The sequence below is a fragment of the Kiloniella laminariae genome (genome assembly GCF_027214005.1).
Classification (GTDB): Bacteria; Pseudomonadota; Alphaproteobacteria; order Kiloniellales; family Kiloniellaceae; genus Kiloniella; species Kiloniella laminariae_A.
Genome location: NZ_JAPWGY010000003.1, coordinates 688,802 through 701,764, shown reverse-complemented (window position 1 = coordinate 701,764; position 12,963 = coordinate 688,802). Strand labels below are relative to the sequence as shown.

The 12,963-nt window shown below is 50.6% G+C and carries 10 protein-coding genes and 1 tRNA gene; 5 read left to right on the top strand and 6 right to left on the bottom strand.

The genetic code is table 11. The features are described from left to right. Positions 1-263: 263 nt before the first annotated feature. Positions 264-641 (bottom strand): VOC family protein, encoded by a 378-nt coding sequence (locus tag O4H49_RS12325; protein WP_269423718.1) that lies wholly within the window; start codon positions 639-641, stop codon positions 264-266. Positions 642-680: 39 nt separating this feature from the next. Between O4H49_RS12325 and O4H49_RS12320 the strand changes: the two genes are divergently transcribed. Then, positions 681-1,226, top strand: coding sequence for a winged helix-turn-helix transcriptional regulator (locus O4H49_RS12320; RefSeq protein ID WP_269423717.1), 546 nt, complete (start codon positions 681-683; stop codon positions 1,224-1,226). Positions 1,227-1,495: 269 nt separating this feature from the next. Here the strand turns inward: O4H49_RS12320 and O4H49_RS12315 are convergent. After that, a tRNA-Ser gene (locus O4H49_RS12315) sits at positions 1,496-1,586 on the bottom strand. 216 nt (positions 1,587-1,802) lie between these two features. On the opposite strand from O4H49_RS12315, the gene O4H49_RS12310 reads away from it, so the two are divergent. Continuing rightward, positions 1,803-2,111 (top strand): hypothetical protein, encoded by a 309-nt coding sequence (locus O4H49_RS12310; RefSeq protein ID WP_269423716.1) that lies wholly within the window; start codon positions 1,803-1,805, stop codon positions 2,109-2,111. Between the two features lie 82 nt (positions 2,112-2,193). Here O4H49_RS12310 and lepA read toward each other — a convergent pair whose 3' ends face one another. Beyond that, positions 2,194-3,996 carry a translation elongation factor 4 gene (gene lepA / locus O4H49_RS12305; protein ID WP_269423740.1) on the bottom strand — a complete coding sequence of 601 codons (1,803 nt, stop codon included), beginning with the start codon at positions 3,994-3,996 and terminating at the stop codon, positions 2,194-2,196. A gap of 243 nt (positions 3,997-4,239) precedes the next feature. Here lepA and O4H49_RS12300 point away from each other — a divergent pair, with 243 nt between their 5' ends. The 3 genes from O4H49_RS12300 to O4H49_RS12290 are packed head-to-tail and all read left to right on the top strand — an operon-like array spanning position 4,240 to position 8,561. Next, positions 4,240-5,826, top strand: a complete 1,587-nt coding sequence (locus tag O4H49_RS12300) for an ATP-binding protein (protein ID WP_269423715.1) — start codon at positions 4,240-4,242, stop codon at positions 5,824-5,826. 10 nt (positions 5,827-5,836) lie between these two features. Beyond that, positions 5,837-6,430: a nucleotidyltransferase family protein gene (locus O4H49_RS12295; protein WP_269423714.1), complete on the top strand. Its 594-nt coding sequence runs from the start codon at positions 5,837-5,839 to the stop codon at positions 6,428-6,430. Continuing rightward, positions 6,333-8,561 carry an ATP-binding protein gene (locus O4H49_RS12290; RefSeq protein ID WP_269423713.1) on the top strand — a complete coding sequence of 743 codons (2,229 nt, stop codon included), beginning with the start codon at positions 6,333-6,335 and terminating at the stop codon, positions 8,559-8,561. Before O4H49_RS12295 ends, O4H49_RS12290 begins: the two co-directional genes overlap by 98 nt. A 70-nt stretch (positions 8,562-8,631) precedes the next feature. On the opposite strand, the gene O4H49_RS12285 is transcribed toward O4H49_RS12290, so the two are convergent. The 3 genes from O4H49_RS12285 to pheT form a co-directional block, all read right to left on the bottom strand. Next, positions 8,632-9,384 (bottom strand): hypothetical protein, encoded by a 753-nt coding sequence (locus O4H49_RS12285; protein WP_269423712.1) that lies wholly within the window; start codon positions 9,382-9,384, stop codon positions 8,632-8,634. A 242-nt stretch (positions 9,385-9,626) separates the two neighbouring features. Next, a complete protein-coding gene (locus O4H49_RS12280; protein WP_269423711.1) occupies positions 9,627-10,271 on the bottom strand; it encodes a hypothetical protein in 645 nt (214 codons plus the stop codon). 268 nt (positions 10,272-10,539) lie between these two features. After that, positions 10,540-12,948 carry a phenylalanine--tRNA ligase subunit beta gene (gene pheT / locus O4H49_RS12275; protein WP_269423710.1) on the bottom strand — a complete coding sequence of 803 codons (2,409 nt, stop codon included), beginning with the start codon at positions 12,946-12,948 and terminating at the stop codon, positions 10,540-10,542. Between the last annotated feature and the right edge of the window lie 15 nt (positions 12,949-12,963).

Sequence of the window (12,963 nt, the reverse complement as noted above, 5' to 3'; positions counted from 1 at the left end):
CCCATGAAACACCTCCTCCCGAAAGTGAATCATAGAATACCGCTTTTGGGAATCCCGAAACCGATTCAGATCAAAAGAAAAACGCTTTAGCGTTTGCGCCTGAATAAAAAAGACCCGGCTGTATCAACCGGGTCTTTTTTTATGCGTACGGCTTATCCGGAAAAATTATTTGAAAAATCACGCCGCTGAGACATTTAACGAGTGCGTTTTAGCGAAGGTGCCAAAGCCGAAGACGGCTTTAGCCACCCGCAGTGATGGCGGTGTCATACACCGCCCGTCAGGTCTTCTGCGAGCATTAACGCATTGCCGTCTGGGTCATAGAACGTTGCCGTCTTCACCATGCCTTCAATGACCTCGGTTGCGCCATCAAATCTCACATTCGCCTGTTCCAGCTTTTGTCGTGCGGCATCCAGATCAGCGATCCCAAATACTGGAACGCAGTTGCCAGGTACGGGCTCAGTATGCTCGCCAAGACCAATTGCTACGCCCGGTGTGTTCGTTTGAAGCTCTGACCATCCTGCTTCATCGGCATGATAGAGCGTTTCAAATCCTAGCATGCTGCCATACCAGTCGGCGCTGGCATGACGATCCTTGACAGAGAGAGCAATAGTAATGGTTTTATCTACAGAAATGAGCGACATAGGCTTTCCTTATGACTAAAAATATACTAACTATACTTTATGTACATTGAATTATTTGTCAACCTGACGTCCAAAGCCTGGGCGATACCGATACTTTCAAATCTGCACGAAGGCGTTGCCGGACGGCAGGCGCCGCTATTGGCGGCGACCGGAGCAAGCAGAACTGCCTTCTCTCAAAGCCTGAACCACTTAATCTCCCTTGGACTGTTGGAGCGAAACCCCGGATATGGACATCCGTTACGGCCGGAATTTCGTCTCACACCTCGCGGGGTCACCGCCGCAGCCCTCGCCAATAAAATTTGGGGTGTTTCCAGAGATGAAGATCAGGGCTTGCTTCGCCGTTCATGGACTCTCCCTGTTTTGACTGCGCTTCACACGCCGAGACACTTCAATGAAATCAAAAGAAGCTTGCCGACAATAACTGATCGCGCCTTGTCACAATCGTTGAAATCTATGGAACTTAGAAACTGGGTAAGTCGCAACGTTGATGAGGTCACGCGACCACCTGGATCAATTTATCGCGCTGTTAACACTGGCGGAATGATAAGTAGCGTCACGGCATCTCAAGTTTCCTTCGGGCACTAGGCCAGAAATTTATAGAAAAATCGTTGTATGGTGTCTGCTGCCGAAATGAACCGGTGAAATATGCCGGGCATAGAAGAGACAAGAATAGCGGGGGCTTGAACTGTACGAAGGTCAAGCGGGGTAACCTTATATCGGCATGCTTTGCAGGTGCATGAAAAAGCCGGGTCTTTTTTATGCGTACGGCTTATCCGGAAAGACTATTTGAGAAATCACGCCGGGGTGAGCCCCATAAACGCAAAAAGCTCCCCGTCGGGAGCTTTTTGCGTTTATGGCGGAGAGAGAGGGATTCGAACCCTCGATACGCGATTAACGTATACACACTTTCCAGGCGTGCGCCTTCAGCCACTCGGCCACCTCTCCAGCATTATAAGGCACCCATGGGTGCGAGGCGGAACTTACTGGGAATAGTCAGGGGATGCAACTGTTTTTTTAACTCTTTTGAACACCGTAATTTGAACAGTTGCGACTTTCCCTAAGCCTTGATTTTCCTTAAACAAAAGCCTTGTTTAATGTTATAGTGCCTTCCAGTTACCCGCTTTCACTCCTGTGCCTTCGACAAGAAGGGAGCCCTGATATATGGCTATGGTTTTCCGCCTTCTGGGATGGCTGTTTCTCGCAATTGCCGTTGTGTCGGTTGCTTTTGACATCTTCGTCTTTGTCGAGCAGGGAAGTTTCCACTTCTCGCTGCTCGGCGAGAACTGGTATGCTGTACACCCCAGCTCTCAACCTCTGGTCCAGAGCGCCATTGAACGGCATGTCTCTGAGGCTCTCTGGCAATATGTACTTTTCCCGATCACGCTTTTACCCACAGTGGTGATTGGCACCATTCTGGGCGGATTGTTCACCATTCTCAGCAGCATCTATCAGCCAAGACGGCGGCGGTAAGCGCCCAGAAAAAACCCCGACTGCTCAGGAAATCGAGGTTTCCGCAATCGGGGTTTCAGGTTTCATCCGACCTTGATAAAGATCAGTCATCACCCATTTTCAGTGCCGCAAGGAAAGCAGATTGGGGAATTTCGACGTTCCCGATCTGGCGCATGCGTTTTTTACCCGCCTTCTGTTTGTCCAGCAGCTTGCGCTTACGTGAAACATCCCCGCCATAACACTTTGCGGTTACATCCTTGCGCATGGCAGAAATGGTTTCGCGTGCTACGATTTTTCCACCGATTGCCGCCTGAATGGCAATTTTGAACAGCTGGCGCGGAATCAGGCCCTTCAGGCGCTCACAGAGCATACGGCCCCGCGGCTCCGCCTGGCTGCGATGCACGATCATTGCCAGAGAGTCCACCGGCTCGGCGTTCACCAGCACAGCGACCTTGACCAGTTCATTTTCCTCATACCCATCCAGCGAGTAATCAAAGCTGGCATAACCACGGGAAATCGACTTCAGACGGTCATAAAAATCAAAGACCACCTCGTTGAGGGGCAGTTTGTAGACCACCATGGCCCGGCTGCCGACATAGGTCAGTTCCTGCTGAATACCCCGACGGTCTTCACAAAGTTTCAGCACGGGGCCGAGAAACTCATCAGGAAGCAGGATATTGGCCTTGATCCAGGGCTCCTCAATATGGTCAATCTTGACCACGTCAGGGAAATCCGCCGGATTGTGCAGCTCCATAACCGAACCGTTGTTCATATGAATCTTGTAAACCACACTCGGTGCCGTTGTGATCAGATCCAGATTAAACTCGCGTTCCAGCCGTTCCTGAATGATTTCAAGATGTAGAAGACCAAGGAAACCACAGCGAAAACCAAATCCGAGCGCGGCGGAAGACTCTGGCTCATAATGGAATGAGGCATCATTCAGCGCCAGTTTGCCCAGACTGTCGCGCAGATCTTCATAATCATTGGCATCGATCGGGAAAAGACCGCAGAACACCACAGGAATAGACGGTTTGAACCCGGCCAGAGGTGTATCGACCAGATTCTTTTCATCCGTGATGGTATCACCGACCTTGGTATCGGTAATCGTCTTGATACCCGCGGTGATATAGCCGATTTCACCAGCGTGCAGTTCCTTGAACTTGGTCATTTTCGGTGTGAAGGCCCCCACAGCATCAACAAGATGCGTCGTGCCATTGCCCATCATCCGGATTTTCATACCCGTGCGAAGAACCCCGTCAACCACACGGACAAGCGTGATGACCCCAAGGTAGCTGTCATACCAGCTGTCCACCAGCAGCGCCTTGAGTTTGCCTTCAGGATTTCCCCGAGGGGCAGGCAGCTTCTGCACTACAGCTTCAAGGACTTCGGCAACACCGACACCCGTTTTGCCTGAAACGACCAGAGCCTCCGAAGCATCAATGCCGATAACTTCCTCAATCTGTTCCCTCACCCGGTCCGGTTCGGCTGCAGGCAAATCAACCTTGTTCAAGACAGGAATGATTTCATGGTTGTTATCGATGGCAAGATAAACGTTGGCCAGGGTCTGCGCTTCCACGCCCTGAGACGCATCGACCAGGAGAATGGATCCCTCACAAGCTGCCAGCGAACGGCTTACCTCATAGGTAAAATCCACATGCCCCGGGGTATCGATCAGGTTGAGCTGATAGACCTGGCCGTCATTGGCTTTATATTCCAGCCGTACGGTTTGTGCCTTGATGGTAATACCGCGCTCCCGCTCAAGTTCCATGCTATCTAGAACCTGGCTTTGCATTTCGCGTTCGGTCAAACCACCGCACATCTGGATCAGCCGATCAGCCAGCGTGGACTTGCCGTGATCGATGTGGGCAACAATAGAAAAATTTCGAATAAGTTTCTGGTCGGTCATTGCTTCGATGCCTGTCAATAATTCGGCGGAAGATAAGCTTTTATAAGCCATGACGCAATGGATCTCTGCATGAGACAGAACCACCAGCTGGAATATTCCTCTCCTGTCGCAAGGTATATCCTGCTTCTGTTCCTGTTCTGCCCGAGAACTTCTATCCACAGGATAAAGCCCCTGTAAACTTTTCTGGGGTAAGATTCAGGAAATCATGTTTGTTTTTCAGGATTATACTTTAGGGATTATACAGTGAGTTCAACCCCAATCGGTTATGTAACCTCTATCAGTGGCGACAGTATAACCGCCAGTGTTGCACCGAACATCGACTTGCCATCAATCGGGGAAATGGTGCGGATCGAAAGTGATACCGCCATTGCTTTCGGGCTGATCAGTGACATGGAGATCCCCAAACCTTCCATGCCGCCCAGCCCTGCCGATGCCAAGATCATGTCGATTGACCTTCTTGGTGAAAAGCTGAGCGCCCCCGGCCCCGGCGATATTCCCGGTTTTCAGCGCGGCGTTTCCCGCTTTCCGGTCCTCGGCTCAGAGGTCGAGATGGTTGGGCAGGAAGAGCTGGCAGAGATCTATGCGCGGCCAGACAAACCCTGTTTTGTTGTCGGCGCCCTGGCGCAAGAACAAAAACTCCCCGCCTATATTATGACTGATGCCTTGCTTGGAAAACACTTCGCCATCCTTGGCACCACGGGCAGCGGGAAATCCTGCTCACTCACGGTCATTCTGAAATCAATTCTCGACAGCCACCCCTGTGGACATATCATCCTGATCGATCCGCACAATGAGTATTCTTCTGCCTTTAAAAAGCGGGCTGAATGCCTGAGCCCAGATTCTCTGAAGCTTCCTTACTGGCTATTGAACTTTGAAGAAACGGTCGAAATCTATTGCAGCAAGGAACCAGCCGCCCGCAACATCGAGGCGGGAATCCTCAAGGATGCAATCCTCACAGCCAAGCTGGCATGGGGCAGTCAGGAAGTTGACGTCAACACCCTGACGGTTGATACACCCGTTCCCTACAAGCTCTCGGATATGGTCCACCGCATTGATGAAATGATGGGGCAACTTGGCAAACCCGAACAGCTGGCCCCTTATATGCGCCTGAAAACCAGACTGGATAACCTGCGGAATGATCGGCGATATGCCTTCATGTTTGGCAATGTCGCCTTGCGCGATAATATGGCATACCTTCTCAGCAAACTGATGCGTATTCCCAACGAAGGAAAACCGGTTTCCATTTTTGATCTTTCTGGTGTTCCCTCCGAGATCGTTGATGTCATGGTCTCTCTTTTATGCCGAACCATTTTCGATCTCGCCGTCTGGGGACATCGTCATGACCCGATCCCGATCCTGATTGTCTGTGAAGAAGCCCACCGCTATGTCCCCTTTGATAGAAGCTCCGGCTTTGAGCCAACCCGGCGGGCTCTTGAGCAGATCGCAAAAGAGGGTAGAAAATATGGTGTCTCGCTCGGTCTGATCACCCAGCGCCCTTCCGAGCTTTCCGAAACCATCCTGTCTCAATGTAACACCATGTTTTCTCTCAGGATGAGCAATGAACGGGATCAGATGTTTGTACAGCGTACCCTGCCACAAAGTTCTTCCAGCTTGTTGAAGTCCCTTCCCTCTCTGCGCAATCAGGAGGCTATTGTCGTGGGAGAAGGCGTAAACTTTCCGACCAGAATCAGATTTCACGAGCTTGCGGCATCCGAGCTTCCGGAAAGCAACACCGCCAGCTTTGCCAAGAACTGGCAGGAAGACCGCTTTGATGGCAATCACATTCAGTATGCGCTCAAGCGCTGGCGTACCCAGTCCAGAAGTTCATGAGCCCTGACCGATGACCGAGACGACAAAAGAGACTTATTACAGGGAAGTGCTGAGCCAGTTCTTGCGAGAAAGCCGGCTTCACCAAAGAGTGCTCGCGTGTCTGCGTACAGCTTTCCCTCAGGGCTGGATCACAGCTGGCGCTATCCGCAACTCTGTTTGGGACATGCTCTCGGGAATCAAAGAACCTCCACTTTGCAACGATCTGGATGTCATCTATTTTGACCCTCACGACACCCGGCAGAAAACCGAAAGGGAAATCGAAATCCGGCTACAACAACAGCTGCCAGATGAAAGTCAGGCCCACGCCCCACTTCAGAGACCACAAACTATTCGAATACAAGATACGACAGGACAGGAAGAACTGGAGGACGCGTTGGCCGTCACTCGATTTTTTCGCCGAAGAGAAAACCGTGCTGGCACCCGAATTTTTCTCACTGCAGCAGGAAACATGAACGATACCGGTTTCTGCTATAATTATCCAAAGGGACTGATCAAGGATAAGATTTATGGATCATTACCGCCGCCTCATATACGGAATTTTCTTTCAGATCCTTCTCTTGGTTGGCCTGTTAATCACCATTGTATTCACTGTCCTCTTTTATAGTGCGAACCAGCAGGATGAAATAACCCGTCAGGATTATATTCGCCTGGTAAAAGCCTCTTTGCAAAAAGACCTCACCTCCCACAAACGCCTTACCTATGACTACAGCTACTGGGAAGATTCCTATTCAAAGTTGATCATCAACCTTGATCCGGCATGGGCAAAAAAAAATATCGGCGAATACCTCGAACAGACATTTGAAATTTCCGGTTCCCTGGTGCTGGATACCCAAGGTAAAAAAACCTTTGAATCTATCGGCCTCCAGAACACGCCCGCTTTCGCAACGCCTGCCTTTTCAAAAAAATTGAATGATATTTTTCACCAGGCGACAAACTCGTCAGAAGACGAAAACCAGATTTCCGATTTTATCGAATTGGAAAATCAGCTCTATATGGTCAGTTTGAATCTGGTTACGTCTGATACCCGGGAAATAGATTTCGACAATCCGGAAACCCCCAGGGGATATCTGATGTTACTCAAGGAAATAGATCTCTCTCCAGAAAGCGATCTTGTTACTTTTCTTGGGTTACAGGACCTTCACTTCACAGCCGATCCCCAGAACATCATCACCAATGGTTTTACAATGGAGGACGCCAGAGGCCAAGTGATCGGCATCCTGGACTGGCACCTTGATCTACCCGGGACCATTCTGCTTCGCAAAAGCTTGTACTGGACAGCCGGGGCTCTTGTCCTCGCCATCATCCTCTGTATTCTGATCTTCAGGAGAGGTAACTCGGTTCTTGGTATATTTTCGCGAGACCACGAACGGCAACAACTTTTGAAACTGCGGAACGAGCAACAGATAAATGCTCTGAAATCACTGGTTCAGAACAATATATTCTATCAGAACAATGATGATCGGGCCTTGATGGAGGTCACAAAAACTGTCTGCCTGACCCTCCGCTCGGACAGGGCATCAATCTGGTTTCTCAATCAGGAAGAACAACAGCTGGAATGCCATAATGTTTATGAAGCGGAAAACGACAGACACAGCTCCCCTCCTACAGCCATTCCTTTTGCCGGTTGTGAAGATTATTACCAACGTATGCAGAAGAAGAGAATTCTTGCCCAAGACGACTGCTTGTCCAACAGCAAGGTGACAGGTTTCCTCGATCTCTATCTCAAGGTATATAACATTCAGTCCATCCTTGATGCAGGATTGTTTCAAAACAACGAACTCATCGGCATTATCTCGGTGGAAAGAACCCGTAAAACCTACAGCTGGCCGCTTGAGGAAATCAGCTTTGTCGCCTCGGTCACACATCTGCTTTCGCTGCTGTTTGAAATAAGGGAACGTCGGGAGATTGAAACACACCTAATCAGCGCCAAAGAAGAAGCTGAAGCAGCCAACCAGGCAAAATCTGAATTCCTTGCGAACATGAGCCATGAACTGAGAACCCCTCTGAACGCAATTATCGGTTTTTCTGATCTGATGCGAAATGAAATGTTTGGTCCGATCGGACAACAGCAATACAAGGGATATTCGGAAGATATCTACAACAGCGGCACACACCTTCTCAGCTTGATCTCGGATATCCTGGATATTTCAAAGATCGAGGCGGGTGGCTATCTTCTGGAAATGGAGAAGATCAATTTTGCCGAGGTCGCAGCTTCGGCAATCCGCATGCTCGCGCCCAGAGCAGAAAACCGCTCGCTACAGGTTGAAACGGAGATCCCGGAATCCCTGTCACTGATCACTGCTGATCATCGGGCGCTGCTGCAGATCCTGCTCAATATCATTGCGAATGCAATCAAGTTTTCTCACACAGGCTCCAGAGTCCTCTTCAAAGCCGTCGAGACAACAAACCGTGAGTTAAAAATAACCGTCACAGATTTTGGCCTCGGCATTCCCGATCACCAGCTCCCGCTCGTCGGCTCCCCATTTTATCAGGGTGAGAGTACCTTGCGCAAAAAGCATGAGGGCACTGGCCTTGGCCTCTATATCACAAAGAGCCTCGTCACCCTGCATCACGGCACATTCAGGATTGATAGCAAATTCGGAGAGGGAACAACCGTAACCATCACCCTTCCCCTGCAACTGCCATCCCCGTCACATGAAGGCCTACAGGGGGTTGAAAGTGATTATTCCGATGATCACTCATCCAAAAGGCCGAACGTAACCACACCCTTTTAATATCATCCTGAAATCAAAATCCAGAAACCCAAGCCAGAAGGGGAAGAAAGAAGGAAATTTTTCAAGTGAGCTATTCTGGACCATCCAGCTTCATCATCCGTTTGAAGGCACCGTCATAAATACCTGAAAGATCTTTGAAAATCTGGGTCGCTTGCTTCATTTCATCAGAATTGGGGAGCTTGATGTCACTAATACCATAGATCTGGTCTAGGCGTGATTGCAGATGAGCTATCTCTTCCGACAGATGCTCAGGTGTTTGATAGCTGACGGAGGAAACCCCCTGAAGACTCTCGAGGTGAGAATATATCACAGCCAGCTGACGCTCTTCTGTCTCGGAAAGAAGTTTAGCCGGATCAGATAACAGCCTGTCTGCTTCCTGTTCCAAACGCTGAACCAGGGTATGGTGCGAAGGATCGATTACCTTTGGCCGAAATCCGAGTAATTCATTAATTTCTACATGTATATCGCTCATCGCAATTTTCTGGTCTTCATCCAGTTTACGGTCGGGTAGAGTGCCATAAATCTGGGTTAACTGCTGCTCCAGTGCGCGGACCCTGCTCTGTTCTTCTGCGGAAAGATCTTCAAAACGCACATCACCCGGCTGGCGGATAGCCCCCTCCATTCGGGCAATCAGGGCTTTGGCTTCTTCGGAGAGTGTGATTTTAAAGGCTGAGGAAAAGCGATCTTCTTTCCCCCTGTCTCCTGCTGTTTTATTCGTCTTCTCAGAAACAGTCGTGTCTGGTGTCGTTACAGGAGCGCCAAGCCCCTGGGCCCCGTAACCAGACACATTGCTCAAAGAGACAATATCGAGATTCACACTCACGCCAACCCACCTTGCAAAACAGTTTCCTCATGCAAAGCAAGTTTCGGACCACTTAAAAAATGTTATAAATCAATGAACTATGCTGAAGATTTTCAGGAACATTTTGCCGGGAGGAAAAATATCCCAAATCCCGCAGTTCCTATGCCCCGTGGATTGCTCTCCAAAGGTGGAACTCAAGAATATCGCCGTATCAGCACAAGCGCGATATCACCTCTGTACCGGGTGTCCGCCGCTTATGTGAATCAGATTGTTGCGCCGGGCAAGAAAGGATCCACCGTGACGCCAGACAAAGGGTTATCAGCCGGATCATCTGGGGCTGGCAGATCGTGACAATGCACATCCTCTGCTCCCTGGGCGGCCAGAATAGCCAGGGCTTTTTCTTCGTGCGCAGCATCCCTGAGTGTCACCCACAATAACAAACCGCCATGTTCAATCTGGCTTTCAATATCCTGGGCATGTTTATGGCCGATCCACTCGGCAACAAAGGTGCCGAAAATGCCAGCCGAGCCACCAGCGAGAACAGCACCGATTATTGCTACAGCCAGGGATCCTCCAGAGGCGACAACAGGTGCAGCGGCGACAACAGCTCCGATATAGGCCAGGCCGCCAATCAGTGCCGTTTTGCCCTCCACGATTGAATCCTGCTCAACATAGGCGGTTCTGGGGACATCAGGATCATCTTCTAGCTCGGCAACTGAACTATAGCGATGACCCAGCTTTTCATTTACAGAATTCTCACTCGCCAGCAAACTTAGCTCTGAGCGATCAAAACCAGCACTCAATAGGGCATCAACAGCTGCTTCCAGCTCTTTTGCGGTATGAAAAACGCCGACAGCTTCACGGACCGTACTCTGATGAGAGGATAAGTCTTTTGCAGGTAATGACATAGGTGTCTCCTAGCGACGCCCCCCCAGATCACCCCCTGGTTAGTAACAGACAGTATAACACAATTATGAACCACTGCTCACAGGAACCGCAAAACCGGAGTGATCCTCACGTCTTCAAGAGGAACTCAAAAGTAATTTTAAATTCAAATCTCTAGCTTCCCGCCAACTCGAAATCGCGCAATTGTGATCAACCGCAAAAAAGAAATGGCCCCGGCAGCTCATCCCAGCCGGGGCCTTCTCATTTGTCATATACAGCCTGAATATCAACCTAGCTGCGCAGGACGGCCCCAGTCGCTTTCATCGCCTGGGCCAAAACTTTCTGCGAAACAGCGTCAATTTCCTCGTCCGTCAGGGTACGCTCTTTTGGCTGTAGGGTAACCGTAACGGCCAGGGATTTTTTCCCTTCCTCAACACCTTTGCCGGTATAGATATCAAACAGAACAGCATTGCTGATCAGGTTCTTGTCCGCCCCGACAACCGCTCGAAGCAACCTTCCGGCTTCAACTGTATCGTCCACAAGGAAAGCAAAATCACGCTCAACCGGTTGGAATGCCGACAAGACCAAGGCCGGTTTGATGTTGCTCGACTCGCCTTTTTTAACCTTTGGCTGAGGAATCTTCTCAAGGAAGACTTCAAATGCCACGACCGGCCCTTTGATATCCATCGCCTCTAGAACACGAGGATGTAACTCGCCAAAATAGGCCAGTACATTTGTCGGGCCCAAGCCCAAAGCACCAGAACGTCCGGGATGGTAGTAAGCGGGCGCTGTAGTAAAGACCTGAAGGTTATCTACCGGGGCTCCTGCAGCAGAGAGAGCTGCAAGGGCGTCTCCCTTGGCATCAAACAGATCCACCGGACGCGGAGTATTTTCCCAATGCCGCTCTGCGGCCTTGCCCGAGCGCAGGCCAGAGGCCATTTCAAGCTGCCCTTTGGCAGTATCGTCCTGATACTGAGGACCGACTTCAAACAGAGCATTATCCCCATAACCACGGTCAGTATTTTTAGCTGCGGCAGCCAGAAGTGTCGGCAGGATAGACGGACGCATGGTATCCAGATCTGTCGAGATCGGATTGGCCACCCGCAAACAGTCTGGTACCGACCCAAAGAGATCGGCCTGGGCCCGGGAAACAAACGAGAAAGTGACCGCTTCATCAAGACCGCGCCAGCACAGGGCAGTCCGGGCATTCGAAACTCTGCGCTGCGCCAAGGTTAGCACACCCTGTGGCAGATAGTGATCACGCGACATCTCCAGCTCGGGAATGTTTTCGTATCCATGGATACGAAGAACCTCCTCGACCAGGCAGGCCTCCATCTCCACATCACTGCGCCAGCTTGGAACAGCGACCGAGAGAACCGCGCCTTTTTCTGCAACTTCGAAGCCAAGCTTCGTCAGGATCTCGATTTGTTTTTCCTGTGCAATCGCCACACCACAGAGCTGCGCAACCCGTTCCGGGCGCAGCTCAATAAGACGCTTGGCAGAAGGGATCTCTCCTGCAGAAGTAAGATTGCTCACCTCACCGCCACAAAGATCAAGCACCATTCGAGTCGCAACATCTACACCCCAATCTGCAGAAACAGGGTCAACACTGCGTTCGAAACGATAGCGTGCATCAGAATTAATTCCGGTCTTCCGTCCGGTGACCGCAACTGAAACAGGATCAAACAGAGCTACCTCAAGGAACATGTTGCTGGTTGTGTCACCACAACCGGAATTCATCCCGCCCATGACACCCCCGATCCCCTGGACAGCAGCATCATCGCCAATGACAACCATGCCATCGGCGAGTTGATAGGTCTCTTCGTCCAGAGCAAGGAATTCTTCGCCATCCCGACCATTACGCATGGTCAAATCGCCAGACAGCTTGTCTGCATCAAACACGTGCAGCGGACGTCCCAGATCAAAAGAAACATAGTTCGTAATATCAACCAGGGCAGAAATAGGACGGTTGCCAATGGCACGCAGGCGATCCTGCATCCATTTGGGGCTCGGCCCGTTTTTCAGGCCTTTGAAATAGCGCCCGGCAACATAGGGAACCTTATCAGCGACTTCGGCATCAATCTTCCAGCTGATTGGACTAGTAAAGGTTCCGGCATGTTTTTCTGTCTGCAGTGGCTTGAGTTTCCCCAGACCAGCGGCCGCCAGATCGCGTGCCACACCCCGCACACCCAGGCAATCCCCCCGGTTCGGCGTAATCGCGATTTCAATAATCGGATCATCCAGACCAAGAATTTCAGCCAAAGGCACGCCGATTTCAGTATCATCAGGCAGGTCAATAATTCCGTCGTGTTCGTCGGAAAGTCCCATCTCTCTCTCGGAAACCAACATCCCGTTGGACTCCTCACCACGCAACTTGCCTGGCTTGAGCAACAGGTCAATCCCGGGCACATAACTGCCAACTGGTGCGAAGACGCCAACCATCCCTGTGCGGGCATTGGGCGCCCCACAGACGACCTGACTGGTGCCTTCAGCGGTCTGCACCTGACAAACACGCAACCTGTCCGCATTCGGGTGCTGAATTGCCTCGACAACACGCGCCGTTTTAAAAGCCTTCAGTTCTTCTGCCTTGTTTTCGACCCCTTCAACTTCGAGGCCGATGAGGGAAAGTTTTTCGACGATCACTTCCAGCGAAGCATCCGTATCAAGGTGATCTTTCAACCAGTTCAATGTGAATTTCATTACCTCAATCCTTCC

Coding starts and splice junctions, on each gene's coding strand:
- lepA (WP_269423740.1), bottom strand. CDS start 3,996: ATGACCGACCAGAAACTTATTCGAAATTTTTCTATTGTTGCCCACATC.
- O4H49_RS12325 (WP_269423718.1), bottom strand. CDS start 641: ATGTCGCTCATTTCTGTAGATAAAACCATTACTATTGCTCTCTCTGTC.
- O4H49_RS12290 (WP_269423713.1), top strand. CDS start 6,333: ATGGATCATTACCGCCGCCTCATATACGGAATTTTCTTTCAGATCCTT.
- O4H49_RS12320 (WP_269423717.1), top strand. CDS start 681: ATGTACATTGAATTATTTGTCAACCTGACGTCCAAAGCCTGGGCGATA.
- O4H49_RS12280 (WP_269423711.1), bottom strand. CDS start 10,271: ATGTCATTACCTGCAAAAGACTTATCCTCTCATCAGAGTACGGTCCGT.
- O4H49_RS12295 (WP_269423714.1), top strand. CDS start 5,837: ATGACCGAGACGACAAAAGAGACTTATTACAGGGAAGTGCTGAGCCAG.
- pheT (WP_269423710.1), bottom strand. CDS start 12,948: ATGAAATTCACATTGAACTGGTTGAAAGATCACCTTGATACGGATGCT.
- O4H49_RS12310 (WP_269423716.1), top strand. CDS start 1,803: ATGGCTATGGTTTTCCGCCTTCTGGGATGGCTGTTTCTCGCAATTGCC.